Here is a 24,817-nt window from a genome sequence, read left to right on the forward strand (position 1 = left end):
GGTGGTGTTCCGCCCCCCGCCCCCGGCGCCCTCGGTGTCTGTGGGCTCCGGGGGCCCGGACCCGGGGTGGTCCGGGCCGCCGGGAGCTGCTGTCTCAGGCTCCGTCGGTCCAGGACGCCGGCAGCCGGTAGGTGAGGTCGGCCTCGACGGTCGCCACGTCCATCTGGGCCTTCTGCAGCGAACCGGAGAAGTCCCAGTTCATCGACTGCCAGCGGGTGAACTGGTCGAGCACCCACACGCCGGACTGACGGCTGCCGTTGCCGGACTTGCCGTTGCCGCCGAACGGAAGGTGGGCCTCCGCGCCCGAGGTGGAGTTGTTGACGCTGATCATTCCGGCGCCGACGCCCTGCCGGAAGCGGAACGCGGTGGCCGGGTCGCTGGTCCACACGGCGGCGGAGAGCCCGTAACCCGGGGTGTTGGCGAGCTCGATCGCCTCGTCGAGCGTCCGGTACGTGGTCACGCCGACGATGGGCCCGAAGGTCTCCTCCAGGAAGATCCGGTCCGTGGGCCGGACCCCGTCCACGAGGACCGGGTGGTAGTACAGGCCGTCCGACGGGTCGCCGACGAAGCCCTCACGGGGTGACTCGGCCGTGATCCGGCCGACCGCGGTCGAGCCGTGGACCGTGTGGTGGTCGTCGATCCAGCTCAGCGCCGTCTCGTAGGTGCGCGCGAACTTCTCGTCGAGCAACGGGCCGTAGACGACGCCCTCGGACGGCTCGCCCACCGCCGCGGTCCGCACGGCCTCGGCGAAGCGGCGTACGAACTCGGCGTGCACGTCCTCGTGCGCGATGACGGTGCCCAGCGAGGTGCAGCGCTGACCCGCCGTGCCGTACCCGGAGAAGAGCGCCGCCTGCACCGCCAGGTCGAGATCCGCGTCGGGCGCGATGACCATCGGGTTCTTGCCGCCGAGCTCCAGGCACGGCGTCTGCAGGTGCCGGCCGCACAGCTCGCCGATCCGCCGGCCGACGAGCGTCGAGCCGGTGAAGCCGACCTTGTCCACCAGACCGCGGCCCAGCGCGGCGTCGAGACCCGCGAACGTCGTCTCGCCGTCGGCGAAGACCAGGTTGAGCACTCCGGCCGGCACGCCCGCCCGCCAGGCGAGTTCCGCCAGGGCGCGCGCGGTCGCCGCAGCGTACTCGGCCGGCTTCCACACCACCGCGTTGCCGCAGAGCAGGGCCGGCGCCAGGTACCAGGAGGGCACCGCCACCGGGAAGTTGCCCGCCGTCACGATGACCGCCACACCGACGGGCATCCGGAAGGTGAAGAGCTGCTTGTCGGGCATCTCGGAGGGCACGGTGTGCCCGTACAGCCGCCGGCCCTCGCCGAGGAAGAACTCGCAGGTGTCGATGATCTCCTGGACCTCGCCCAGCGCCTCCGCGTACGTCTTGCCCACCTCGCGGGTGACCAGCCGGGCGAGGGCCTCCTTGTTCTCCTGCACCAGGCGCCCGAAGGCCCCGACGACCTGGCCGCGCACCGGGGCCGGTACCCGCGCCCAGTCGCGCTGTGCCTCGCGCGCGGCCGCGCAGGCGTCCTGGAACGTTTCCGCGTCGGCCAGCCGGACCTCGGTGACGACGTCGCTCAGGAGCGCCGGATTCCGTGAGGTGTAGGTGACGCCGTCCCCGGCGGTCTCCTTGCCGTCGATCACCGAGTTCAGCGCAGTCGGACCCGCCACCTGGATTTCCTCTCACCATGTCGAATGCGGCCGCGAGTATAGCTGTCGGACCGTGGGCGGCCGGGTCAGCGGACCCGGCTGCTCATCCACGGGGTGAGCGCGGCGCCGTCGACGAGTTCCCTGAACGTCTCGTCGCCCGGGAGTGGCACGACCAGCCACCAGCCGGGCGGGAGGAAACGTCCCTTCACATGGGCGAGTCCGCCGTGCACGGAGCGGAGGAACGCGGGGACGGCGTCCCGGGGCACGTCGTCGAACGTGACGCCGTCCACGACGACCCTGGCGTCGTCCTCGGGGAAGACCTGGACCGTGACGGACGGGCTGCCGCCCAGTTCGACGTAGGCCTCGTGCGGCAGCGAGCCGTCCGCGTCGAGGACGGCGAACGCGCCGGAGGACGTACGCCGGGATGTCCGGTCGGCACCGATGTCGTCGGTCACCGTCATCTCCAGGCCGAACTCCCGGGCGATCTCACGGATCGCGGTGACGGCTGCTTCGGTGCTGGGCAGGTGAGGGAGCGTCATGGGACCGATCATGCCGGAAGGCGCAGGAACTCCGGCGGGACGGTGTCGGCGAGCCAGACCCCGTTGGCGCTGAGGTGGAAGACGTGCCCGGCCCGGTGCATGGCGCCGGCGTCGACGGCGAGCACGATCGGTCGTCCGCGGCGCGCGCCGACCCGGGTCGCGGTCTCCCGGTCGGGCGAGAGGTGCACGTGGTGGCGGTCCATGGGGCGCAGCCCCTCCGTCCGGATCGCCGGGAGCCGGTCGGCGACCGTACCGTGGTAGAGGTACGCGGGCGGTTCCGCGGCCGGCAGGTTCAGATCCACCTCGACGGTGTGGCCCTGACTGGCGCGGATGCGGCTGCCCTCGATCGCGAAGCGCTTCTTGTCGTTGGTCGCGACGACATGGTCGAGTTCCTCGCGGGTGATCGGGAAGCCGTTGCGTGCGGCGGCGTCGAGCAGTGCGTCGATCTCGGTCCAGCCGTGGGCGTCGAGAACGAGGCCGATGCGCTCGGGCTGGTGGCGCAGGTGCTGGGAGAGGTACTTCGATACTTTCACCGTGCGACGCTCGTCCGGTGGTGGTGGGTAGGTCATTCCCTCAGAATGCCGGATGGCCCAGAGGTTTGGTCCACAACCAAAGCGACTTATCCACAGGCCGGTTGAGATTTCTGTGGACAACGGCCCCGTTCCGCTGACCGAATTGAGCACCCTACTCACGAAGAGGGCGATTCGTGGTGAGGGTGTCCATCGTCCTCTTGTGCACCTCTCGTTCCGTGGCGGCGGCGACGAAGGCCGCGACCCCCTCCTGACCCACCAGGCCCTGCACCGCCCTGACGGTCCCGGCCGGAAGCGCCACCGGACGCGGCTCGTCATCCCGCACCGACGGCACGTCCGGTGACAGATGGAGCTGGAGGTGCCGGGTCGCCGACACGCGCATCGCCCGTGCCAGTTCGGCGTCCACCGTCTGCTGGGCGAGCGGCCGGAGCCTTCGCACCATCGTCGCCGCCTCGACGGCGTCCGCGTCCGTCGGCGGCCGGTGCTCCAGATAGCGGGCGAAGACGTGCTCGGTGGTGAACTCCAGGAAACGGGCGGCGATGTGCTCCACCTGGCCGCGGAGTTCCCGTAGATGGCCGGTGATCGCCACGAGCGGGACCCCGGCCGCGTACAACTCGACCGCCACGGCCAGTTCCTGGGGGCTCGGGACGAGGTACTCCTCCGTCTCCCGGTCGGGTATCCGCTCCAGGACGCCGAGTTCGACGGCCTCCCGGATGGCCTCCTCGTCCGGTGTGCCGCCGAAGCGGGCGTCCAGTTCGGCGCGCGAGATGCGGGCCGCCTCCTCGTCCGTCCACGGCCCGTGGACCTCCGCGACCAGACCGAGCACCCCGCCGAGTCCCCGGCCGGTGTCCCAGGCCTCCAGGAGCTCCTTGATCGACGCCAGGGTGTAGCCCCGGTCGAGGAGGTCGGCGATCTGCCGGAGCCGTGCGAGGTGCGCGTCCCCGTACACGTTCGCCCTGCCCCGTCGCTCCGGGCGGGGCAGCAGACCGCGATCCTGGTAGGCGCGGATCGTCCGGACGGTGGCCCCGCTGTGATGGGCGAGGTCCTCGATCCGGTACTCCGGCTGTGCTGACTGCTCGGACAAAACCGCTCCCACCGACCGCTCGCTCCACCCCGCCGCCGGGGCCCCTCCGGACAGCGATCGTACGACCGTGACCCCGAACCCACCCCCGGGCGGGCGAAGCCGCGATCGTGCGACCGCGACCCCGACCCGGCCCCCTTCGCGCGCGGGCGGGCGGTGCCACGGTCGTACGAACCCGAACCCGAACCCGAACCCGAACCCGAACCCCGACCCCTTCCCGCGTGGGCAGGCGGGCGGAGCCCCCCGACCCCCCCCCGCCCGTTTCCGGCTCCGACGGCTGCCGTCGACGAGCGGGAGCCGACAGTGCCCGCTTCCTACGCCGGCGGCTGCCAGCGCGCGAAGGCCCGCAGCACCCCCGGGCTCAGCCGGGACAGGAAGCGGACGCCCCGGGCCTCGGGCGTCACCGGTACGACGGCGCGGTCGTGCAGGACCGCGCCGAGGATCGCGTCGGCGACCTTCTCCGGCGGGTAGTTCCGCAGGCCGTACAGCCGGGACGCGTTCTTCTGGCGCCGCTTCTCCTCCGCCTCGTCCGTGACCCCCGCGAACCGCGTCGTCGCCGTGATGTTGGTGTTCACGATGCCGGGGCATATCGCGGACACCCCGATGCCCTGACCGGCCAGCTCGGCGCGCAGGCATTCGCTGAGCATCAGCACCGCCGCCTTCGTCGTGCTGTACGCGGGCAGGACCCGGGAGGGCTGGAAGGCCGCCGCGGACGCGGTGTTCACGATGTGGCCGCCCTGTCCGCGCGCGGTCATCTGTGCCCCGAAGACCCGGCAGCCGTGGATCACACCCCACACGTTGACGTCCAGGACCCGCTTCCACTCCTCGCTGGTCGTGTCGAAGAAGGAGCCGGTGAGCCCGATGCCCGCGTTGTTGACGAGGACGTCGACGATCCCGTACTCGCTCGCCACCTTCGCGGCCAGCTTCTCCATCGCCTGCTCGTCGGCGACGTCGACGGTCTCGCCCCAGGCCTCGGGGGCGCCGATCAGCCGGGCCATGTCGGCCGTGCGGACCGCACCCTCGGCGTCCCGGTCCACGGCCACGACCCGTGCGCCGGCCTCCGCGAAGGCGAACGCGGTGGCCCGTCCGATACCGCTGGCCGCGCCGGTCACCAGGACCAGCTGGCCGCCGAACCGCTCCGCGTACTCCGGCCTCACCCCGCCCTTCGCCGTCGTCGCGGTGGCCGGCCGACGCGGACCCGCCCCCTTGGCCGCCGGTGCCTCGTTGGCCCGGACGAACGCGCCGATCCAGGCGGACAGCTGGTCCGGCCGGGTGCGCGGCACCCAGTGCTTCGCGGGCAGCGTGCGCCGGGTCAGGTCCGGCACCCAGCGGCCCAGGTCGTCGTGGAGCCGCTCGGAGAGGAAGGCGTCACCGGTCGGCGTGATCAGCTGCACGGGCGCGTGCGCGAACGCGTCCGGGCGCGGCCTGCCGAGCCGGGCGCGGACGTTGTCCCGGTAGAGCCAGGCACCGTGGGCCGCGTCGCTCGGCAGCGACGGCGTCGGGTAGTCACCGGCCGGGACCTTCTCGATCCGCTCCAGGATCCTGGGCCAGCGCCTGCCGAGCGGCCCGCGCCAGGCGAGCTCGGGCAGCACGGGCGTGTGCAGCAGGTACACGTACCAGGACTTGGCGCCCTGGCCGAGGAGCTGTCCGACCCGGCGCGGGGTGGGCCGGGTCATCCGCTGCTTGATCCAGTGTCCGAAGTGGTCGAGGGAGGGCCCCGACATCGAGGTGAAGGACGCGATCCGGCCCTCGGTGCGGGGGACGGTCACGAACTCCCAGGACTGCACCGAGCCCCAGTCGTGGCCGACCAGGTGCACCGGCCGGTCCGGGCTGACGGCGTCGGCGACCGCGAGGAAGTCGTCCGTCAGCTTCTCCAGGGCGAAGCCGCCGCGCAGCGGGGCGGGTGCCGTGGAACGGCCGTGGCCCCGTACGTCGTACAGCACGACGTGGAACTCCTCGGCGAGCCGGGTCGCGACCTCCGACCACACCTCCTTGGAGTCCGGGTAACCGTGGACGAGGAGGACCGTCGGCCGGTCCGTCTCACCGAGCTCGGCGACGCACAGTTCGATCCCGCCCGTACGGACCCGGCGCTCCCGCGCCCCCTCCAGCCCCGTCGTCGTCCCCCCGGTCCGCGTCGCCGGTCCCCCGGGCCCCGTCCTCGTTCCCTTGCGTCCTGCCATCAGACCGCCCCCTCCTTCCAGCGCCGCACGTGCGGCAGATCGTCGTCCAGCCAGAACGCGCTCTGCTCGGGGTCCCGGGAGTCGGTGACGACCAGGATCTCCTCGAACTTCGCGCCCGTCCCCCGGAATCCGAGGTGCGGCTCGACCGCCCACAGGCCGGGCTTCGGCGGGTGGTCGGAGAACGTGTACGGCGACCAGAGGGGCGACCAGCCGTCCCGGTGGCCGTGCAGGGCATCGCTCGCGAGGCCCTTGAGGGCCTGGGTGCCGAAGCCGAAGAGCGTCGGGGCCCAGCGGCGCTCCTTCACCCGGTCGATCTTGTGGGCGATGACGCCGAAGGGATAGGCCCGGTGCCGGTTGGCGTACCCCTGGCGGACCATGAGCCGGTCCACGTCCTGGTAGATCTCGCGGAGTGAGCGCCGCTCGCGGATCTCGCGCAGGATCAGCTCGCGGTGGTCCCGGAGGTCGGCGAGCAGCCTGTCGTGCAGGGGGTTGAGGCCCAGGCAGCCGCTGTAGCCGATGTCGGCGGTGTACCCCTTGTGGACGGGGGCCATGTCGAGGATGAAGGGCATGCCCGGTTCGAGGCGCCGGTTCGTCGGGAAGAACTGGAGCGGGATCCTGAAGTCCACGAAGGCCGTGCGGTCCCCGAACCAGGCGAACGGCCGGTGGAACCAGTCCCGCACCCCCCGCTCGCGCAGCCACTCCCGCTGCATCCGTGCGGCCTCCCGCTCGGTCACGCCCGGTGTGAGCCGGGCCGCGACGGCCTCCGCGCACGCGTAGGCGAGCCGCTGTACCTCCCTGAACCCCCGCAGCTCCGCGGAGAGTTCCCCTGTCACTGCCGAGGCCATGCCACCCGCCGTCCCGTGTGAGCGTCCGATCGCGCTACGCGTTCGTAACGTGACATCGATGAATGTGACAATGCCTGGCGGCTACGTCAAGGGGTCGGACCGGCGCCTGTGGAAAAGTCCGACGCCCGGCCCGGGGAAAAGACTTTCGTCGCGACCCCCCTACTGGGTTTGTACTCCTGTAGTCGGACAAGGATCGAGCCGTTGGGCTGACGACCGCTGTGGCGCACCCCACTACCGTCGAAGCGTGACTGTGATCGCGACCGAAAGCCTCAGCAAGCGGTTCCCCCGGGTGACCGCTCTTGACCGGCTCTCCCTGGACATCGGACCCGGTGTGACCGGACTCGTGGGTGCCAACGGAGCCGGCAAGTCCACCATGATCAAGATCCTGCTCGGGCTCTCCCCCGCCACGGAGGGCCGCGCGGAGGTCCTGGGCCTCGATGTCCGGACCGCCGGCGGCCAGATCCGTGAGCGCGTGGGATACATGCCCGAGCACGACTGCCTCCCTCCCGACGTCTCGGCCACCGAGTTCGTCGTCCACATGGCGCGCATGTCCGGGCTGCCCCCGACCGCCGCCCGCGAGCGGACCGCCGACACCCTGCGCCACGTGGGCCTGTACGAGGAGCGGTACCGCCCCATGGGCGGCTACTCGACCGGCATGAAACAGCGGGTCAAGCTCGCCCAGGCCCTCGTCCACGACCCCAAGCTGGTCCTCCTCGACGAGCCGACCAACGGCCTCGACCCGGTCGGCCGCGACGAGATGCTGGGACTGATCCGCCGGGTCTGGACCGACTTCGGCATCTCCGTCCTCGTCACCTCGCACCTCCTTGGCGAGCTGGAGCGCACCTGCGACCACGTCGTCGTCATCGACGGCGGGAAGCTGCTCCGCTCCAGTTCCACCAGCGACTTCACCCGGACCACCACGACCCTCGCGGTCGAGGTCACCGACTCGGACGCACACCCCGACGGCACGTCGGCGCTCCGCGCGGCCCTCGCCGCGGCGGGTGTCACCCTCCACGCGGGCGTGGAGGAGGGCCTGCCCGGCGCCGGCCACATCCTGCTCCTGGAAGCGCCGGGCGAGGAGACGTACGACCTGGTGCGGGACATCGTCGCCGACCTCGGTCTCGGTCTGGTCCGCATGGAGCAGCGCCGCCATCACATCGCCGAGGTCTTCCGGCCCGAGGCGTCCCCGCAGCACGAGGAGGTGCCGGCCCGATGAGCACCCAGATCCCCCAGCCCTCCCAGGCCGCTCCCGACACGACGCAGATCCACAACATCGGCTACCGGTCGTACGACGGCCCGCGCCTCGGCCGGGCGTACGCGCGCAGGTCGCTGTTCTCGCAGTCGCTGCGCGGCGCGTACGGCCTGGGCCGCAGTGCCAAGTCCAAGGTGCTGCCGATGCTGCTGTTCGCGGTGATGTGCGTCCCGGCGCTGATCATCGTCGCCGTCGCGGTCGTCACGAAGCAGTCGAAGCTCTCCATCGAGTACACGCAGTACGCGATCTTCCTCCAGGTCGTCATCAGCATCTACCTGGCCTCGCAGGCGCCGCAGTCGGTCTCCCGCGACCTCCGGTTCCGGACGGTCCCGCTGTACTTCTCCCGGCCGATCGAGCGCGCGGACTACGTGCTCGCCAAGTTCGGGGCGATGGCCTCTGCGCTCTTCGTCCTCACCGCCGTGCCGCTGCTGATCCTCTGGATCGGCTCGCTGCTCGCCAAGATGGACTTCGCCGAGCAGACCGGGATGTTCGGCCAGGGACTGCTGTCCGTGGCGCTGCTCTCGCTGCTCTTCGGCGGGATCGGTCTGGTCATGGCGGCCCTCACCCCGCGCCGCGGCTTCGGTGTCGCCGCCGTGATCGCCGTCCTGACGATCTCGTACGGGGCGGTCTCCACCCTCATGGGCATCGCCCACGCCACGGAGAACGAGAACGCCATCGTGTGGCTCGGCCTCTTCTCGCCGATGACCCTCATCGACGGCGTGCACACCGCCTTCCTGGGCGCGCCCAGCGCCTTCCCCGGCGGTGAGGGCCCGGGCGCAGGCGCCGGCGTGGTCTATCTGCTGGTCGTCCTCGCGCTGATCGCCGGTTCGTACGGCATCCTGATGCGCCGCTACCGAAAGGTCGGGCTGTGACCACGCTCCACATCGACCACGTCTCCCGCTGGTTCGGAAACGTCGTGGCCGTGAACGACGTCACGATGACGGTGGGTCCGGGTGTCACCGGCCTCCTCGGGCCCAACGGCGCGGGGAAGTCCACCCTGATCAACATGATGGGCGGCTTCCTCGACCCCTCCACCGGCTCCGTCACCCTGGACGGGCAGACGATCTGGGGGAGCGAGTCGGTCTACCGCGAGATCGGTGTCGTGCCCGAGCGGGAGGCGATGTACGACTTCCTCACGGGCCGCGAGTTCGTCCTGGCGAACGCGGAGTTGCAGGGCCTCGGCGCAAAGGAGGCCCAGCGGGCCCTGGGCACGGTCGAGATGGAGTACGCCCAGGACCGCAAGATCTCCACGTACAGCAAGGGCATGCGGCAGCGCGTGAAGATGGCCTCCGCCCTCGTCCACGAGCCGTCGGTGCTCCTGCTCGACGAGCCGTTCAACGGCATGGACCCGCGCCAGCGCATGCAGTTGATGGATCTGCTGCGGCGGATGGGCGCGGACGGCCGCACGGTCCTGTTCTCCTCGCACATCCTGGAGGAGGTCGAGCAGCTCGCCTCCCACATCGAGGTGATCGTGGCCGGGCGCCACGCGGCCTCCGGCGACTTCCGCAAGATCCGCCGGCTGATGACGGACCGGCCGCACCGCTACCTCGTCCGCTCCAGCGACGACCGGTCGCTCGCCGCGGCGCTGATCGCGGACCCGTCCACGGCAGGGATCGAGGTCGACCACGGCGAGGGCGGTCTGCGCGTGCAGGCGGTGGACTTCGGGCGGTTCACGGAACTGCTGCCGAGGGTCGCGCGCGAGCGGGGGATCCGTCTCCTGACGGTCTCGCCCTCGGACGAGTCCCTCGAATCGGTCTTCTCATACCTCGTCGCGGCCTGAAAGGAGCCTGACCGATGTACAACCCCACAGTCGCCCGGCTCACCTACCGGGCCCTCCTCGGCCGCCGCCGGGCCATGATCCTCTTCCTGCTGCCCGGCATGCTGCTGCTCATCGCGGCGGCGGTCCGCGCCTTCAACGGCGCGGACGACCAGGTCGCGGCCGAAGTCCTCGGCGGCTTCGCGCTCGCCACGATGGTGCCGCTGATCGGCGTGATCGCGGGCACGGGAGCGATCGGTCCGGAGATCGACGACGGCTCGATCGTCTATCTGCTGTCCAAGCCGGTGAAGCGGTCCTCGATCATCTTCACGAAGCTGATCATCGCGATCGCGGTGACGATGGTCTTCTCGGCGGTGCCGACGTTCATCGCCGGATTCATCCTCAACGGCAACGGCCAGCAGGTGGCCGTGGCGTACACGGTGGCGGCGCTCGTGGCCTCCATCGCGTACAGCGCGCTGTTCCTGCTGCTCGGCACGATCAGCCGGCACGCCGTGGTCATCGGCCTGGTCTACGCCCTGGTGTGGGAGACCCTCTTCGGCTCCCTGATCGCGGGCGCCCGCACCCTGAGCGTCCAGCAGTGGGCCCTCGCGCTCGCGCAGAAGGTCACCGGTGACGGCCTCGTCACCTCCGACGTCGGCCTCCCCACGGCGGTGGCGCTCCTCGCTGGCGTCACGATCGCGGCCACCTGGTTCGCCGGCCACAAGCTGAGCAGACTGACCCTGGCGGGCGAGGAGTAGCAGCGGGCACACACCGACGCGGTACGGCTCCGAGACCCGCCGCCCCACCCCGAAAGCCCCACCCCGGAGCCGTACCGAACCCCCTCGTCCCCCGCCGTCCGGTCCCGGGCGCGGTACACCTCGACGAAGGCCGCGTCGGGCGTCGCGCCGACGACGGCCAGGTGAAGGGCGAGGTCGGCGTCCGCGTCCCGGTCGCAGGAGTGCGGCCGGTCCGCGGCCGACCTGACGAAGGTGCCTCTGCCCTGGCGCGACTCCAGGAGTCCGGGTCGAGGACACGGGGCTACTGTGGGCGCGTACGCGGACCGAACACCTTCACCCCCCTCGGGAGTCAGTCATGTCAGACCGCTTCGACGTCGTCGTACTCGGAGCTGGCCCCGGCGGCTACGTCGCCGCCATCCGCGCCGCCCAGCTGGGCAAGCGGGTCGCGGTCGTCGAGGAGAAGTACTGGGGCGGTGTCTGCCTGAACGTCGGCTGCATCCCCACCAAGGCGCTGCTGCGCAACGCCGAACTCGCCCACATCTTCCACCACGAGGCCAAGACCTTCGGCATCAAGGTCGACGGCACCGTCACCTTCGACTACGGCGACGCCTACCGCCGCAGCCGCTCGGTCGCGGACGGCCGCGTCAAGGGCGTCCACTTCCTCATGAAGAAGAACGGCATCACCGAGTTCACCGGCCGGGGCACGTTCCTCGACGCGAACACCCTCCAGGTGGCCAAGTCCGACGGCACCTCGGACACGATCACGTTCGACAACTGCATCATCGCCACCGGCGCCACCCCGCGACTGCTCCCGGGTACCGCCCGCAGCGAGCGCGTGGTGTCGTACGAGGAGCAGATCCTCGCCGAGGACGCCCCCAAGTCGATCGTCATCGCGGGTGCCGGCGCCATCGGGATCGAGTTCGCGTACGTCCTCAACAACTACGGCACCAAGGTCACGATCGTCGAGTTCCTCGACCGGATCGCCCCGCTGGAGGACGAGGAGGTGTCCAAGGAGCTGGCGAAGCAGTACCGCAAGCTGGGCATCGACGTCCTGACCTCCACCCGTGTCGAGACCATCGACGAGTCCGGCCCGCAGGTCCGCGTCACCGTCACCGGCAAGGACGGCGCGAGCAAGGTCCTGGAGGCCGACAAGGTCCTCCAGGCCATCGGCTTCGCCCCGAACGTCACCGGCTACGGCCTCGAGGCGACCGGCGTCGCCCTCACCGAGCGCGGCGCGATCGACGTCGACGGCCGCTGCCGCACCTCCGTGCCGCACATCTACGCCATCGGTGACGTCACCGCGAAGCTGATGCTGGCGCACACCGCCGAGGCCATGGGTGTCATCGCCGCCGAGACCATCGGGGACGCCGAGACCATGGAGCTCGACTACCCGATGATCCCGCGCGCCACCTACTGCCAGCCGCAGATCGCCAGCTTCGGCTGGACCGAGGCGCAGGCCCGCGAGAAGGGCTTCGACGTCAAGGTCGCCAAGTTCCCGTTCGTGGCGAACGGCAAGGCGCACGGCCTCGGCGACGCCACCGGCTTCGTCAAGATCATCGCCGACGGGACGCACGGCGAGATCATCGGCGCCCACCTGATCGGCCCCGACGTCACCGAGCTGCTGCCCGAGCTGACCCTGGCCCAGCAGTGGGACCTCACCGTCCACGAGGTCGCCCGGAACGTCCACGCGCACCCGACGCTCGGCGAGGCCGTGAAGGAAGCGATCCACGGCCTCGCGGGACACATGATCAATTTCTGAGTCCCCCCGGGTCCGGGTGATGGGCACGGAAGGTGCCGGCCTCGTGGGACCCCAGCGAGATCCACCCGGGTGGCGAACCGTCCCGACCGATCAGGTCGTGGGTGCGTTCGTCACCCGGTACGCGTCTCCGGCTGGCGGTCACCGCGATCACCAGCCTCGTCATCGCCGTGTCCCCCGAAGGCCGCCACGCTACCCGCTGACCCGCGCCCCCCACGGAAAACCACTCGCACCCGAACGGCGGCCCGGCGCACACTAGTTGTACGGGGGACACGGGGGATCTCCCGGGGCGGCCGCTTCGAGCGCGCGGACTCAGGTCCGCGCGGGCCGCGAACCGCGAAGGCCCGCTCCCCGAAGGGAGCGGGCCTTTCGTACGGTTCCCCGCGCTGCTCAGGCGGCCAGCAGGCGCTCCAGGACGAGCGCGATGCCGTCCTCCTCGTTGGAGGTCGTCACCTCGTCCGCGACCGCCCGCAGCTCCGCGTGCGCGTTGGCCATGGCCACGCCGTGGGCCGCCCAGCCGAACATCGGGATGTCGTTCGGCATGTCGCCGAAGGCGATCGTCTCCGCGGCCTTCACCCCCAGCCGGCGCGCCGCCAGCGAGAGACCCGTCGCCTTGCTGAGGCCGAGCGGGAGGATCTCCACGACGCCCGGCCCCGCCATGACGATGTCCACGAGCCCGCCGACCGTCGCACGGGCGGCCCGGGTCAGCTCGTCGTCCGTCAGCGTCGGGTGCTGAAGGTAGAGCTTGGTCAGCGGCGCCGCCCACAGCTCGGCCGGGTCCTCGTACGGCACGTAGGGCAGCGGCCCCTCGTGGGCCCGGTAGCCGGGGCCCAGCAGGACCTCGCCCTCCAGGCCGTCGCGGCTCGCGGCCAGCGCCAGCGGGCCCACCTCCGCCTCGATCTTGGAGAGCGCGAGCCCCGCGAGCTGCCGGTCCAGGGTCAGCGAGGTGAGGAGCCGGTGCTCCCCCGCGTGGTAGACCTGCGCGCCCTGCCCGCACACCGCGATCCCCTCGTAGCCGAGGTCGTCGAGGATGTGCCGGGTCCAGGGCACCGCCCGGCCGGTGACGACGATGTGGGCGGCACCCGCCGCCGTCGCGGCGGCGAGCGCGTCCCGCGTACGGCCGGAGATGGACTCGTCGGCCCGCAGCAGCGTGCCGTCGAGGTCCGTCGCGACCAGGCGGTAGGGGAAGGAGCTCACTTGGCGATCGGCTCCAGGAACTCGCGGCCGCCGAGGTAGGGCCGCAGCACCTCCGGCACCCGCACCGAACCGTCGGCCAGCTGGTGGTTCTCCAGGATCGCCACGATCGTGCGCGGGACGGCGCACAGCGTGCCGTTCAGGGTGGCCAGCGGCTGCACGGTCTTCCTGCCGCCCTGCTCGTCGCGCATCCGGACGGAGAGGCGGCGGGCCTGGAAGCTGTCGCAGTTCGAGGCCGAGGTCAGCTCGCGGTACTTGCCCTGCGTCGGGATCCACGCCTCGCAGTCGAACTTGCGGGAGGCGGAGGAGCCGAGGTCACCGGTGGCGACGTCGATGACCTGGAACGGCAGCTCGAGGGCGGTCAGCCACTGCTTCTCCCACTCCAGGAGCCGCTGGTGCTCGGCCTCGGCGTCCTCGGGCGCGACGTACGAGAACATCTCGACCTTGTCGAACTGGTGGACGCGGAAGATGCCCCGGGTGTCCTTGCCGTACGTGCCGGCCTCGCGGCGGAAGCAGGGCGAGAAGCCCGCGTACCGCAGCGGCAGCTTGTCCGCGTCGATGATCTCGTCCATGTGGTACGCCGCGAGGGGGACCTCGGACGTGCCGACGAGGTAGTAGTCGTCCTTCTCCAGGTGGTACACGTTCTCCGCGGCCTGGCCGAGGAAGCCGGTGCCCTCCATGGCGCGCGGGCGGACCAGCGCGGGGGTCAGCATGGGGATGAAGCCGGCCTCGGTGGCCTGGGCGATCGCCGCGTTGACCAGGGCCAGCTCCAGGAGGGCGCCGACGCCGGTCAGGTAGTAGAAGCGCGAGCCGGAGACCTTGGCGCCCCGCTCCACGTCGATGGCGCCGAGCGCCTCGCCGAGCTCCAGGTGGTCCTTGGGCTCGAAGCCCTCGGCCGCGAAGTCGCGGATGGTGCCGTGCGTCTCCAGGACGACGAAGTCCTCCTCGCCGCCCACGGGCACGTCCGTGTGGACGATGTTCCCGAGCTGGAGCAGGAGCCGCTTGGCCGTCTCGTCGGCGTCGTTCTGCTCGGCCTCGGCGGCCTTGACGTCGGTCTTGAGCTGCTCGGCCTTCTTGAGGAGCTCGGCGCGCTCCTCGGGGGTGGCCTTGGGGATCAGCTTACCGAGCGCCTTCTGCTCGGAGCGGAGCTCGTCGAAGCGGACGCCCGACGACCTGCGCCGCTCATCGGCGGAGAGCAGGGCGTCGACGAGCGCGACGTCCTCTCCACGGGCGCGCTGGGAGGCGCGAACACGGTCGGGGTCCTCACGGAGCAGGCGAAGGTCAATCACCCCACCAGGCTACCGGTGCCCGTTCACCCGCCCCCACCGGATAACGTCACGCGTGTTGCCGCGCGTACCGTTTAGCCCGAATTGACCGTCAGTGGAATAGGTGGGAACTGAAGCGACGCATTCAGTTATCCACAGGCTGTGCGGAAGATCTGTGGACTACGGGAAAGGTCACGCGGATTCCCGCTCGCGGGCCTGGCAATTCCGTGATCAAACGCCATTCAGGCACTCATTTGGGCAGGAATTGCTCGCTCCAGGGGTCGGCCGAGCAGGGAGCACTGGCGGCGGTGCCCTCTCCCGCTGTGGACAGGCGGGTCCGGGCCGGGAGTGGCTAGGGCGATTTGTCGACCTTGTCGGGGCGGGCTGTCGACTTGTCCCCAGGTTGCCGATGGGGCCTGTGGATAACTCGGATGGGGAAGCCAACATATGCAGGTAGGACTAGTGGTTCGTACCTGTGGACGACCGCTCCCGTCGCCGGGAGCGTTCCGTCACCATCGAGTCAGGCCCGACCGTCCTGGGTCCTCGCCAACCAGTCGGAGGCCGCCATGAACTCCCCGTCCGAGGTGCCGCGCCGCAGCGCCCGCACGTCCTCGACCTCGACGCCCGCCCTCGGGTACGACCCGAGGAAGCGCACCTGCGGGCAGATCCGCTTGAGGCCCATGAGCGCCTCGCCCACCCGCCGGTCCGAGATATGGCCCTCGGCGTCCACGGCGAAGCAGTAGTTCCCGATCCCCGCTCCCGTGGGCCGGGACTGGATCAGCATCAGGTTCACGCCGCGCACCGCGAATTCCTGGAGCAGTTCGAGGAGGGCACCCGGATGATCGTCACCCAGCCACAGCACCACCGAGGTCTTGTCGGCCCCCGTCGGAGCCGCCGGCCGGGCCGGTCGGCCCACGAGCACGAAGCGCGTCTCGGCGTTCTCCGCGTCGTGGATCTCGGTGACCAGGGCTTCGAGGCCGTACGTCGCCGCCGCGAACTCCCCGGCGAAGGCGGCGTCGAAGCGGCCCTCCTGCACCAGCCGGGCCCCGTCGGCGTTGGAGGCGGCCGACTCCCACACCGCCTCGGGCAGGTTCGCCCGCATCCAGTTCCGGACCTGCGGCTGGGCCACCGGGTGCCCCGTCACCGTCTTGATCTCCGACAGCCTGGTCCCGGGCCGCACGAGCAGCGCGAACGCGATCGGGAGGAGCACCTCGCGGTAGATCATCAGCGGCTCGCCGGAGGCCAGCTCGTCCAGGGTCGCGGTCACCCCGCCCTCGACGGAGTTCTCGATCGGGACGAGGGCGGCGGCGGCCTCCCCGTTCCGTACGGCGTCGAGCGCGGCCGGGACCGAGACCATGGGGACGAGTTCCCTCGTCGCGGCCTCGGGCAGCGTACGCAGCGCGGCCTCCGTGAAGGTGCCCTCGGGGCCGAGATACGTGTACCGGTTGGCGGACATACCGTCACCCTAATGGGCCCGGGAGACGCGGACCCCCCGCACGGGGCGTCACGACTCCAGGAGCCGCTGCCCGACGTACTCGCCCTCGGCGGGGCCGCCCGGGACGGCGAAGAGGCCGCTCGCCTCGTGACGGATGAACGCCGACAGCGCGTCCCCCCGGTCGAGCTTGCGCTGCACCGGGACGAACCCCCGCAACGGATCCGCCTGCCAGCAGACGAAGAGGAGACCGGCGTCCGGCGTCCCGTCAGGACCGATGCCGTCGTGGAAGGAGAACGGCCTGCGCAGCATCGCCGCCCCGCCGTTCTGTTCGGGGGCGGAGATCCGGGAGTGCGCGTTGTCCGGGATGACCGTCTCCCCGTCCGGGCCGCGCTTGTCCAGGTCCAGCTCGGTGGTCTCCGTACCACCGGTCAGCGGCGCCCCGTCGGACTTCCTGCGCCCGATCACCTTCTCCTGGCGGTCGAGCGTCAGCTTCTCCCAGTCGTCGAGCAGCATCCGGATTCGGCGCACCACCGCGTACGAGCCGCCGGCCATCCAGGCCTCCGCGCCGGTGGCCCCCGCCGGCACGAAGATCCGCCGGCCGAAGTCGGGGTCGGTGATCTTCGGATTGCCCGTGCCGTCGACCTGGCCCATCAGGTTGCGCGCGGTCATCGGCCTCGCGGTGGCGCCGGCCGAGCGGTTGAAGCCGTTCATCTGCCAGCGGACCCGGGCCGCGTCGCCCGCGTCCTTCTGGAGCGCGCGCAGCGCGTGGAAGGCGACGAGTGCGTCGTCGGCGCCGATCTGCACCCACAGGTCGCCCTCCGAGCGCCGGGGATCCAGGGCGTCGGCGGAGAAGGCGGGCAGCGGGTCGAGCCCGGCAGGGCGGCGCGCCACGAGCCCGGTGCGGTCGAAGAACGTACGGCCGAAGCCGAAGGTGACGGTGAGGGAGGAAGGGCCCGCGTCGAGCGCGATCCCGGTGTCGTCGGCCGCGGCCTCGCCCGACATCACGGCCTTCGCCGTCGCCGACCAGCGGCGCAGCAGAGCGACGGCCTCCTTGCGGCCGGCTCCCGGCGCGAGGTCGAAGGCGATCAGATGCCCCCGGGACTGGAGCGGAGTGGTGATACCGGCCTGATGTTTCCCGTGAAACATCACCTCGGTCGCGCCGACCGAGCTGAGCGCCGGGGCGCCACCGGCCCCGGTCGCGGCGGGAGTGGAATCGCCCGACACGGCGGTGGTGACCCCGACACCTCCGGCGGCGCCGATGACCAGTCCAGCCGCGCCGGCCGCGCCGACGGTGCCGAGCAGACGCCGCCGGGAGATCTCAGGATTGTCGTTCTCGGTCACGGATCAGCCGATCTTCACGTTCTTGTCGATGGTGGTCTGGTCGATGTCGGAGGTACGGACGGTCACCTGGATCCGCCACTCCCCGGGCATCGGGATCTGGACGCCGCCGGCACTCCAGTGTCCGGTCTGGATCCGGTCGGGGGCGACGGGCAGGGGGCCGACGTCCTTCGACTCCAGGGTGAAGGCGACCTTGATCTCGGGGACGTCCAACGGCTTGCCGTTGGGGCGCTCGACGTAGAGGTGGAGCGCGTTGGCGCCGGTGCGACCGGGGTCGAGGTTCAGCCGGACGACGCCCTTGCCGTCGACGCCCCCGGTGTCGAAGGGCAGCCGGATGTCGACGGGCCGGTCGGGCACGGCGGCCGGGCCCGAGGCGGCGGTGCCCCGCGCGGCCTCCTCCTCGGTGCGGCCGGGCTCGGTCGAGGTGAGGACGGTGGTCACGGCGAGGAGTACGACGGCGACCGCGGCCTCGGTCAGGACCGAGCGGCGCAGCCCGGACCGCTCGGGGTCGGCGTCCCGCTCCCGCTTGCGCCGCGCGGTGGCGACGGCGGCCCGCTGCCGGGCGAGCTGAGCGGCCCGCTCGGAATCGGCGGCCGGAGGCGCCACGGCCGCGTCGGCGACGTCGCCCGCGTCGTCCGCTTCGGCCGTCTCGACCCCCTCGGCTTCCTCCGCGGCCTCCGCGGGCTCCGACTCCTCTGTGTCCTCCGCGTCCTGCGCCGTGGACTCCTCCGCTCCTTCGGTCTTCTCCGTCCGTGTCGGGTCGGACAGGCGCTGGATCCAGCGGCGGGAGATCCACGCGATGCCCAGGAGGACGCATATCAGGCCGATCTTGACCAGGAGCAGTTGCCCGTAGCGCGTCCCGGTCAGTGCCGACCAGGAGCCGACCTGGCGCCAGGACTGGTAGAGCCCGGTGGCCGCGAGGACGGCCACGGAGCCGAAGGCCACCCTGGAGAAGCGCTCGACCGCCGCGCGTTCGACGGACGGCGCCCGGTAGAGCGCCACGAGCAGCACCGTGAGACCGCCGAGCCAGGCGGCGACAGCGAGGAGGTGCAGGATGTCGACCGGCATGGCGATGCCCGGCTGGAGACCGGTCGAGGCGTGCTCGGCCAGGGCCCAGGTGCCCGCGATGCCCGCGGCGACGACGGTGCCGCCGATGCCGAGCCCGAAGGCGAGGTCCTTCTTCTCCTTCGGGTCGGTGCGGCGGGCGTAGGCACCGAAGAGGACGGCCACGAAGAGCGCGGCCGCGCCGAGCAGCAGCAGCCGGGACGTGAGCGCCGCCCCGGTCTTCGTCTCGAGGACGGACTTCAGGCCCGCCAGGTCGAAGGCGTCGGAGAGCTCCCCGGAGCCGGTGTACGGATTGCGCAGGAGCAGCATGACGAGGGTGGCGCCGGTGAGCGTCAGCCAGCCCCGGACCACGGTCTGCTGGACGGGCCGGACGCTCGCGCCGCGCGGCCAGCAGGCCAGGACGAAGGCGCCACCGCCGACGAGGACGGCGAAACCCGCGTACGAGAGGTAGCGCGCGATGCCGTAGAGGGTGCCGACGAGCCCGCCGCCCGCCGTCCGGTCGGGCAGGGCGACGGAGGTGGTGGAGGGGGCGCCGATGGAGAAGGTGAAGGCGCCGGAGATGGGGTGGCTGTCGGCCGAGACGGTCTGCCACGCGACCGTGTACGTGCCGTCGGGCAGCCCGGCGCGCAGGCCCACGCCGTAGCGGACGATGGAGCCGCTGCACAGGTCGCGTATCTCGCCGGTGTCGGCCCGCCGGCCCGCCGGGTCGAGGACCCGGATCGAGTCGGCGCTCATGGCGACCTGTTCGGAGAAGGTGAGGTTGACCTCCTTGGGAGCGGTGGCGACCACCGCCCCGTCCTTGGGATCGCTTCCGGTCAGCGCCGCGTGCGCGGACGCGGGGGCGGCGCCGGCGAGCAGCGTGCCGAGCAGCGCGGCCGCGAGGATCAGCAGCCGGGCCAGGGCGGTACCGAGGCGCGGGGCGGTGGTTGTCATCTCTGGGTCACTCCGTCAGTTCTCTCGGAACTCCGTCAACGCGCTCAGTGCTGCCGCGGGTTGTGGCCGGCGGCCTCGACGGGAAGCTCGACCTCGATGGGGTCGGACTTCTCGAAGTGGAGCTCGATGCTGACCTTCTCGCCCTGCTTGGGCTTCTTCTTCAGCTCCATGAACATGATGTGGTTGCCCCCGCGTTCCAGGGAGAGGGTGCCGCCCGCGGGGATGTCGAAGGACTTCACCTCCTGCATCTTCTGGTTCTTCGTCTCGTGGATGGTGACGTCGTCCGAGATCGGGCTGGTGACGGAGGTGAGCTTGTCCGCCGTGTCGCTGTCGTTGGTGATGGTGAGGAAACCACCGGCCATGTCCAGCACCGGCTGCGGCATGAACGCGCCGCTGACCTTCAGCTCGGGCGTTCCGCCGCCGGACGAGGACGAGCACCCGGTCAGCGCGAGAGCGGCGGTGAGCGCCACGGCCGCGGACAGGGTGGTGGTGCGGCGGTTCACGGGTTCTCCCCCTTGATGAGCTTCGGCAGGTCCTTGGCGTAGTCGTCGATGGTCGCGTCCTCGCCGTACAGGACGTAGCCCTGGTCGGTCGTGGGCGAGAAGGCGATCACCTGGGCTCCGTGCATGGAGACGACCTTGCCGTCCTTCTCCTTCTTCGGCGGGTCGATGCCGATGCCGATCTGCCGGGCTCCCGCCTGGATGGTGGAGAACGCGCCGGTGAGACCGGTGAAGGAGGGGTCGCCTGCGGCGGGCAGCCACTTGGCGAGCTCCGCGGAGGTGTCCCGCTCGGGGTCGGTGGTGACGAAGACGACCTGGAGCTTGTCCTGGTCGGCCTTGGGGAGCTGCTTCTTGGCGATGGCGATGTTGCTCATCGTCATGGGGCAGACGTCGGGGCAGTGGGTGTAGCCGAAGTAGATGAGCGTCGGCTTGCCCTTGGTGCGCTCCCGCAGGTCGTACTTCTCGCCCTTGGTGTCGGTGAGGACGAGCGCGGGCTTGGTGAACGGCCGGTCGAGGACGGTGGCGGCCTTGGTGGAGTCGCTGCCACCGGAGATCTCGGCGATCGCGCCGGAGCCCTGGCCGGAGGTCTTGTCGTCGTTGCCGCCGAGGCCGACGGCCGCGGTGATGCCGAGCGCGGCGACGATGGCGGCCGCGGCGACGATCAGGGGGGTGCGACGGCTCGGAGAGGATGTCTTCTCTGCGGACATGCTGTTTCTTTCCGCTTCTTTCCTGGGTCTCAGGGGTGAGGTGCGGCCGGCTGTCAGAGCGAGCGGCGGCGGCCGGCGAGGACACCGAACGCGACGCCGGCGACACCGACGAGGATGCCGATGACACCGAGGATCCGGGCCGTGGTGTCGGAGGAGTCGGCGGCGGCCGTCTCCTTGTGCGACGCGGTCCTGTCCTCGTGACCGGCCTTCTCGTCCGCCGTGGCGGAGGCTGAGACGGTCGGGGTGGCGGCAGCGCCGTGGTGGTCGTCGGAGGCGGCGGAGAGCTTCAGGACGGGGGCGGGGTTCTGCGGCTCCTCCGCGCCCTCCTTCTGCTCCTCGATCCAGCGCACGACCTCCTTGTTGTCGTACGTCTGGACCGCCTTCAGGACCAGCTGGTCGACGTCCTCGGGCAGCCGGCCGAGGGAGAGCGGGAACTGCTGGAACTGGCCGGGGCCGATCTTCGAACCGTCGGCGGTCCAGGTGACCTTGGAGACGGCCTCGTTGATCTTCTTGCCGTGCAGCTCCAGCGGCTTGGCGAGCTTGCTCCTGGTCACCTCGGCCTTCCAGCCGGGCACGGGCTGCGGCATCACGGAGGCGAGCGGGTGGTCGAGCGGGAAGTTGACCTCGACCTTCACGGTGGAGGCGTTGTCGCGCTCGTTCGGGACCTTGATGTTGACGGTCGCGTAGCCGCCCTTGGCGGCCTCGCCCTGCGGCTGCACGCTCACGTGCGCGAAGGCCGTGCCGGACAGCAGCACGACGGAGGAGAGAGCGATGCCACCGGCGAGGGCGACACGGGAAGCGGAGACACGGGAGACGGAGACACGGGAATCGGTCATGGCAGAAGACACTCCAGCTCGGAGAAGGACGGTGGAGTCCGGCACGCCGAAGGAAGGTGAACCGCGGGCGTGCGGACGATCGCGGTCCACGCTCCCGAGGAGCGGACCGCGGCGGACCGCGTCGATCTGCGTCGGCCTGGGGTCAGGCCGCGAGGACGCAGGCGGCGGCCGGCGGGCCGCGCCTGATCACCGTGTCCTCGAGAGCCGCGACCACCGGCGGCGGCGAGGAGCCGAAGGCCGTACGGACCGCCCGTCCGAGACCGGTGCGCGGGACCGTCGACAGCCCGGTGAGCAACGCCCGTACGAGTCGGAGCGCCGCCCGAAGGGCGCGTACCGGGGCGCACTCGGCGAGCTCCGTCGCGCCCTGCTCGGAGAGTTCGACGAGGCGGCTGAGGGCGCGGTCCCCGCGCCGCAGCAGCCAGCCCGTGGCGAGGGCGGCGAGGAGATGGCCGAGGAGCATGGGAAGGCCGGGCAGCAGCTCACCGGCGGGCGTAGCCGCCGTGGCGGCCGTGTGGGCGTGGACCCCCGCCGAGGCGCCGGCCGCCGGGTCGAGTCCGGCGTCGCGCAGGATCCTGGCGGCGTCGGCGGAGTCCAGGGACGCCGTCCCCGCGCCGCAGACCAGCCGGGCGGCCATCCGGATGAGGGCGTCGTCCGCCCCGGGGACCGGTCCGAGCCGGCGCTGTCCGAGGCCGAAGAGGACGTGCAGGCCGAGCTGTCCCCCCGCGAGGGCGCCGACGACGAAGCCGAGGGAACGCTCGCGTCCGGTGACGAGGACGGTGAGGCCGAAGACGCCGAGGAGCCCGGCGAGCAGGGTCCACAGGGCGAGCCCCGCGCAGGCGGCGAGGGCGTGCCCGAGCGCGGCCAGCACGACGCAGACCGCGGTGAACACCGCGGCCCTCAGCAGCCGTGGAGCGAGCGCGGGGGCATTCATGGCGGGCCCATCATCGCACCAGCGCCCCCACCCGCACGCGGCAGGTCCATAAGGTCGTTCTTGAGGGCCTTCGGGGTGACATACACCGGCGCATTGGCCCAGTGCATCCGCCGAACGGGCGCTCTTGTCGCCCTCGGGGGCTTACGAAGCGTCGTCTGCGGCAATACGTAGAGGTATGTCGAGCCGCTACCGGGAGGCCGGAGCATGAGCATCTGGTGGTCACTCCATCTGCGGCGCGAGGCGGCGAGCGTGCCGCTCGCCCGGCGGCTTCTGATGGGGACGATGGAGACGGCGGGCGTCGATCCCGACGTGTCCTACGAGCTGTCGGTCGCGCTGACCGAGGCGTGCGCGAACGCGGTGGAGCACGGCGGCGGCGTCGGACGGGGCCGCGCGCACGGGGCGCCCACGGGGGCGTACCGGGTCACGGCCTACCTGGACGGCGAGACCTGTCGGATCGAGGTGGCCGATTCGGGTCCTGGGTTCCCCGGCGCCGAGGTGCCCACCGCCTCACCGGACGCCGAGAACGGCCGGGGGATGCGGCTGATCGAGGAGCTCGCGGACCATGTGCACTTCGGCAACCGGTCGGGCCGGGGCGGCGCCGTGGTCAGCTTCGACAAGATCCTGAAGTGGAAGGACACCCCGTCCCTCTTGCTGGCGTGACGTCCCGGACGACGTGACGGACGTCCCCGGTGTGCCGTCCCCGCAGAGGGGAAGGGCCCTCGCCGGTCGGTCGACGAGGGCCCTTCGGTTCCAACGTACGCCGTGATCAGCCCTTCAGCGCGGCCATCCACGCCTCGACGTCGTCGGCCCGGCGCGGCAGCCCCTCGGAGAGGTTCCGGTTGCCGTCCTCGGTGACGAGGATGTCGTCCTCGATCCGGACGCCGATGCCGCGGTACTCCTCCGGCACGGTCAGGTCGTCGGCCTGGAAGTACAGACCCGGTTCGACGGTCAGGCACATGCCCGGCGCCAGAGTCGTGTCGACGTAGGCCTCGGTGCGCGCGGCGGCGCAGTCGTGGACGTCCATGCCGAGCATGTGGCCGGTGCCGTGGAGGGTCCAGCGGCGCTGGAGGCCCAGCTCCAGGACGCGCTCGACCGGGCCCTCGACGAGGCCCCACTCGACGAGCTTCTCGGTGAGGACGCGCTGGGCGGCGTCGTGGAAGTCGCGGTAGGCGGCGCCGGGCTTCACCGCGGCGATGCCGGCTTCCTGCGCCTCGTACACCGCGTCGTAGATCTTGCGCTGGAGTTCGGTGTACCGGCCGTTGATCGGCAGGGTGCGGGTGATGTCGGCGGTGTAGAGCTCGGTGGTCTCCACGCCGGCGTCGAGCAGCAGCAGGTCGCCCGAGCGCACGTCGCCGTCGTTGCGCACCCAGTGGAGGGTGGTGGCGTGGGGGCCGGCGGCGCAGATGGAGCCGTAGCCGATGTCGTTGCCCTCCACGCGGGCGCGCAGGAAGAAGGTTCCCTCGATGTAGCGCTCGCTGGTGGCCTCGGCCTTGTCGAGGACCTTGACGACGTCCTCGAAGCCGCGGGCGGTCGCGGCGCAGGCCTTCTCCAGCTCGGCGATCTCGAAGGAGTCCTTGACGAGCCGGGCCTCGGAGAGGAAGACGCGGAGTTCCTCGTCGCGCTCGGCGGTGACCTTGTCAGTCAGCGCGGCCTCGATGCCGGCGTCGTGGCCGCGGACGTTGCGGACGGGGCCGGTGGCCTCGCGCAGGGCGCCGGCGAGCTCGCGTACGTCCTTCGCCGGGATGCCGAGGAGCTGCTCGGCCTCGGTGAGGGAGTGGCGGCGGCCGACCCACAGCTCGCCCTGGCCGTCGAGCCAGAACTCGCCGTTGCCGCGGTCGGAGCGCGGCAGCAGGTAGATCGTCGCCTCGTGGCCGCCCGCCGTGGGCTCCAGGACGAGGACGCCGTCCTGCGTCTGGTCGCCGGTCAGGTAGGCGTACTCCGTCGAGGCACGGAAGCTGTACTCGGTGTCGTTCGACCGGGTCTTCAGATTGCCGGCGGGGATCACCAGGCGCTCGCCGGGGAAGCGGGCGGACAGCGCGGCACGGCGCGCGGCGGTCTTGTCGGCCTGGGCGATCGGCTCCAGACCACGCAGCTCGGTGTCGGCCCAGCCGGACTTCATGTTCTCGGCCAGCTCGTCGGACACGCCCGGGTACAGGCCGTTCTTCCGCTGCTTGATCGCCTGCTCTTCGGTCTCTTCCGGGGTCTCCGGCGTGAGCTCCTCGGCCACGGGTCTGCCTCCTCTTGGTACGACACTGAACCCCCACCATCGTACGGTCGTACCGAAGG

General features: G+C 71.4%; 22 protein-coding genes. 6 read left to right on the forward strand and 16 right to left on the reverse strand.

Annotated elements, in window-relative coordinates:
- Positions 1 to 94 precede the first annotated feature (94 nt).
- From ACFWV2_RS22965 to ACFWV2_RS22990, 6 genes are all read right to left on the reverse strand, one after another.
- Positions 95 to 1,672 carry an aldehyde dehydrogenase family protein gene (locus tag ACFWV2_RS22965; RefSeq protein ID WP_384407149.1) on the reverse strand — a complete coding sequence of 526 codons (1,578 nt, stop codon included), beginning with the start codon at positions 1,670 to 1,672 and terminating at the stop codon, positions 95 to 97.
- Between the two features lie 65 nt (positions 1,673 to 1,737).
- Entirely contained in the window at positions 1,738 to 2,190 is a 453-nt protein-coding gene (locus ACFWV2_RS22970; protein WP_384407151.1) for a hypothetical protein, read from the reverse strand.
- Between the two features lie 8 nt (positions 2,191 to 2,198).
- Positions 2,199 to 2,759 carry an RNA 2'-phosphotransferase gene (locus ACFWV2_RS22975; RefSeq protein ID WP_384407152.1) on the reverse strand — a complete coding sequence of 187 codons (561 nt, stop codon included), beginning with the start codon at positions 2,757 to 2,759 and terminating at the stop codon, positions 2,199 to 2,201.
- Positions 2,760 to 2,874: 115 nt separating this feature from the next.
- The gene (locus tag ACFWV2_RS22980) at positions 2,875 to 3,804 is read right to left on the reverse strand and encodes a MerR family transcriptional regulator (RefSeq protein WP_384407154.1); all 930 of its coding nucleotides are present in this window, start codon (positions 3,802 to 3,804) and stop codon (positions 2,875 to 2,877) included.
- A 311-nt stretch (positions 3,805 to 4,115) separates the two neighbouring features.
- Complete coding sequence (locus tag ACFWV2_RS22985) at positions 4,116 to 5,981, reverse strand: SDR family oxidoreductase (RefSeq protein ID WP_384407156.1); 1,866 nt, start codon at positions 5,979 to 5,981, stop codon at positions 4,116 to 4,118.
- Complete coding sequence (locus tag ACFWV2_RS22990) at positions 5,981 to 6,826, reverse strand: M24 family metallopeptidase (protein ID WP_384407158.1); 846 nt, start codon at positions 6,824 to 6,826, stop codon at positions 5,981 to 5,983. Before ACFWV2_RS22990 ends, ACFWV2_RS22985 begins: the two co-directional genes overlap by 1 nt.
- 250 nt (positions 6,827 to 7,076) lie before the next feature.
- On the opposite strand from ACFWV2_RS22990, the gene ACFWV2_RS22995 reads away from it, so the two are divergent.
- The 5 genes from ACFWV2_RS22995 (at position 7,077) to lpdA (ending at position 12,330) form a co-directional block, all read left to right on the forward strand.
- Positions 7,077 to 8,042 carry an ABC transporter ATP-binding protein gene (locus ACFWV2_RS22995; RefSeq protein ID WP_384407376.1) on the forward strand — a complete coding sequence of 322 codons (966 nt, stop codon included), beginning with the start codon at positions 7,077 to 7,079 and terminating at the stop codon, positions 8,040 to 8,042.
- A complete protein-coding gene (locus tag ACFWV2_RS23000; protein ID WP_384407160.1) occupies positions 8,039 to 8,950 on the forward strand; it encodes an ABC transporter permease in 912 nt (303 codons plus the stop codon). The genes ACFWV2_RS22995 and ACFWV2_RS23000 overlap by 4 nt, the downstream gene beginning before the upstream one ends.
- Positions 8,947 to 9,858: an ABC transporter ATP-binding protein gene (locus tag ACFWV2_RS23005; RefSeq protein WP_384407162.1), complete on the forward strand. Its 912-nt coding sequence runs from the start codon at positions 8,947 to 8,949 to the stop codon at positions 9,856 to 9,858. Before ACFWV2_RS23000 ends, ACFWV2_RS23005 begins: the two co-directional genes overlap by 4 nt.
- Before the next feature lie 14 nt (positions 9,859 to 9,872).
- Entirely contained in the window at positions 9,873 to 10,592 is a 720-nt protein-coding gene (locus tag ACFWV2_RS23010; protein WP_384407164.1) for an ABC transporter permease, read from the forward strand.
- 334 nt (positions 10,593 to 10,926) lie between these two features.
- A complete protein-coding gene (gene lpdA, locus ACFWV2_RS23015) occupies positions 10,927 to 12,330 on the forward strand; it encodes a dihydrolipoyl dehydrogenase (protein WP_384407166.1) in 1,404 nt (467 codons plus the stop codon).
- Between the two features lie 387 nt (positions 12,331 to 12,717).
- Here the strand turns inward: lpdA and ACFWV2_RS23020 are convergent, their stop codons facing one another.
- The 9 genes from ACFWV2_RS23020 to ACFWV2_RS23060 form a co-directional block, all read right to left on the reverse strand.
- Positions 12,718 to 13,524, reverse strand: a complete 807-nt coding sequence (locus tag ACFWV2_RS23020) for an HAD family hydrolase (protein ID WP_384407168.1) — start codon at positions 13,522 to 13,524, stop codon at positions 12,718 to 12,720.
- Entirely contained in the window at positions 13,521 to 14,810 is a 1,290-nt protein-coding gene (serS, locus tag ACFWV2_RS23025) for a serine--tRNA ligase (RefSeq protein ID WP_360787979.1), read from the reverse strand. Before serS ends, ACFWV2_RS23020 begins: the two co-directional genes overlap by 4 nt.
- A 496-nt stretch (positions 14,811 to 15,306) precedes the next feature.
- Complete coding sequence (gene pheA, locus ACFWV2_RS23030; RefSeq protein ID WP_384407171.1) at positions 15,307 to 16,242, reverse strand: prephenate dehydratase; 936 nt, start codon at positions 16,240 to 16,242, stop codon at positions 15,307 to 15,309.
- Positions 16,243 to 16,290: 48 nt separating this feature from the next.
- Positions 16,291 to 17,562: an iron uptake transporter deferrochelatase/peroxidase subunit gene (efeB, locus tag ACFWV2_RS23035; protein WP_384407173.1), complete on the reverse strand. Its 1,272-nt coding sequence runs from the start codon at positions 17,560 to 17,562 to the stop codon at positions 16,291 to 16,293.
- 3 nt (positions 17,563 to 17,565) lie between these two features.
- A complete protein-coding gene (locus ACFWV2_RS23040) occupies positions 17,566 to 19,557 on the reverse strand; it encodes a copper resistance CopC/CopD family protein (RefSeq protein ID WP_384407175.1) in 1,992 nt (663 codons plus the stop codon).
- Between the two features lie 44 nt (positions 19,558 to 19,601).
- Positions 19,602 to 20,060, reverse strand: a complete 459-nt coding sequence (locus ACFWV2_RS23045; RefSeq protein WP_384407177.1) for a copper chaperone PCu(A)C — start codon at positions 20,058 to 20,060, stop codon at positions 19,602 to 19,604.
- On the reverse strand, positions 20,057 to 20,764 hold the full coding sequence (locus ACFWV2_RS23050) for an SCO family protein (RefSeq protein WP_384407179.1): 708 nt from the start codon (positions 20,762 to 20,764) through the stop codon (positions 20,057 to 20,059). Before ACFWV2_RS23050 ends, ACFWV2_RS23045 begins: the two co-directional genes overlap by 4 nt.
- 53 nt (positions 20,765 to 20,817) lie before the next feature.
- Positions 20,818 to 21,600: a YcnI family protein gene (locus ACFWV2_RS23055; RefSeq protein WP_384407181.1), complete on the reverse strand. Its 783-nt coding sequence runs from the start codon at positions 21,598 to 21,600 to the stop codon at positions 20,818 to 20,820.
- A gap of 142 nt (positions 21,601 to 21,742) precedes the next feature.
- Positions 21,743 to 22,531 carry a hypothetical protein gene (locus ACFWV2_RS23060; RefSeq protein ID WP_384407182.1) on the reverse strand — a complete coding sequence of 263 codons (789 nt, stop codon included), beginning with the start codon at positions 22,529 to 22,531 and terminating at the stop codon, positions 21,743 to 21,745.
- Between the two features lie 204 nt (positions 22,532 to 22,735).
- Here ACFWV2_RS23060 and ACFWV2_RS23065 point away from each other — a divergent pair, with 204 nt between their 5' ends.
- Positions 22,736 to 23,191 carry an ATP-binding protein gene (locus tag ACFWV2_RS23065; protein ID WP_384407184.1) on the forward strand — a complete coding sequence of 152 codons (456 nt, stop codon included), beginning with the start codon at positions 22,736 to 22,738 and terminating at the stop codon, positions 23,189 to 23,191.
- A 106-nt stretch (positions 23,192 to 23,297) separates the two neighbouring features.
- Here the strand turns inward: ACFWV2_RS23065 and ACFWV2_RS23070 are convergent, their stop codons facing one another.
- The gene (locus tag ACFWV2_RS23070) at positions 23,298 to 24,758 is read right to left on the reverse strand and encodes an aminopeptidase P family protein (protein WP_384407186.1); all 1,461 of its coding nucleotides are present in this window, start codon (positions 24,756 to 24,758) and stop codon (positions 23,298 to 23,300) included.
- Positions 24,759 to 24,817: the final 59 nt, after the last annotated feature.

The sequence above is a fragment of the Streptomyces sp. NPDC058671 genome (genome assembly GCF_042716475.1).
In the GTDB taxonomy this organism is placed as follows: domain Bacteria; phylum Actinomycetota; class Actinomycetes; order Streptomycetales; family Streptomycetaceae; genus Streptomyces.

Excerpts from the sequence above, each read along its gene's own strand:
- ACFWV2_RS22985 (WP_384407156.1), bottom strand. The coding sequence starts at position 5,981 with ATGGCAGGACGCAAGGGAACGAGGACGGGGCCCGGGGGACCGGCGACG.
- pheA (WP_384407171.1), bottom strand. The coding sequence starts at position 16,242 with ATGTCCGCCAACCGGTACACGTATCTCGGCCCCGAGGGCACCTTCACG.
- ACFWV2_RS22970 (WP_384407151.1), bottom strand. The coding sequence starts at position 2,190 with ATGACGCTCCCTCACCTGCCCAGCACCGAAGCAGCCGTCACCGCGATC.
- ACFWV2_RS23060 (WP_384407182.1), bottom strand. The coding sequence starts at position 22,531 with ATGAATGCCCCCGCGCTCGCTCCACGGCTGCTGAGGGCCGCGGTGTTC.
- ACFWV2_RS22990 (WP_384407158.1), bottom strand. The coding sequence starts at position 6,826 with ATGGCCTCGGCAGTGACAGGGGAACTCTCCGCGGAGCTGCGGGGGTTC.
- ACFWV2_RS22975 (WP_384407152.1), bottom strand. The coding sequence starts at position 2,759 with ATGACCTACCCACCACCACCGGACGAGCGTCGCACGGTGAAAGTATCG.
- ACFWV2_RS23040 (WP_384407175.1), bottom strand. The coding sequence starts at position 19,557 with ATGACAACCACCGCCCCGCGCCTCGGTACCGCCCTGGCCCGGCTGCTG.
- ACFWV2_RS23000 (WP_384407160.1), top strand. The coding sequence starts at position 8,039 with ATGAGCACCCAGATCCCCCAGCCCTCCCAGGCCGCTCCCGACACGACG.
- ACFWV2_RS23065 (WP_384407184.1), top strand. The coding sequence starts at position 22,736 with ATGAGCATCTGGTGGTCACTCCATCTGCGGCGCGAGGCGGCGAGCGTG.
- ACFWV2_RS23055 (WP_384407181.1), bottom strand. The coding sequence starts at position 21,600 with ATGACCGATTCCCGTGTCTCCGTCTCCCGTGTCTCCGCTTCCCGTGTC.
- lpdA (WP_384407166.1), top strand. The coding sequence starts at position 10,927 with ATGTCAGACCGCTTCGACGTCGTCGTACTCGGAGCTGGCCCCGGCGGC.
- ACFWV2_RS23010 (WP_384407164.1), top strand. The coding sequence starts at position 9,873 with ATGTACAACCCCACAGTCGCCCGGCTCACCTACCGGGCCCTCCTCGGC.
- ACFWV2_RS23050 (WP_384407179.1), bottom strand. The coding sequence starts at position 20,764 with ATGTCCGCAGAGAAGACATCCTCTCCGAGCCGTCGCACCCCCCTGATC.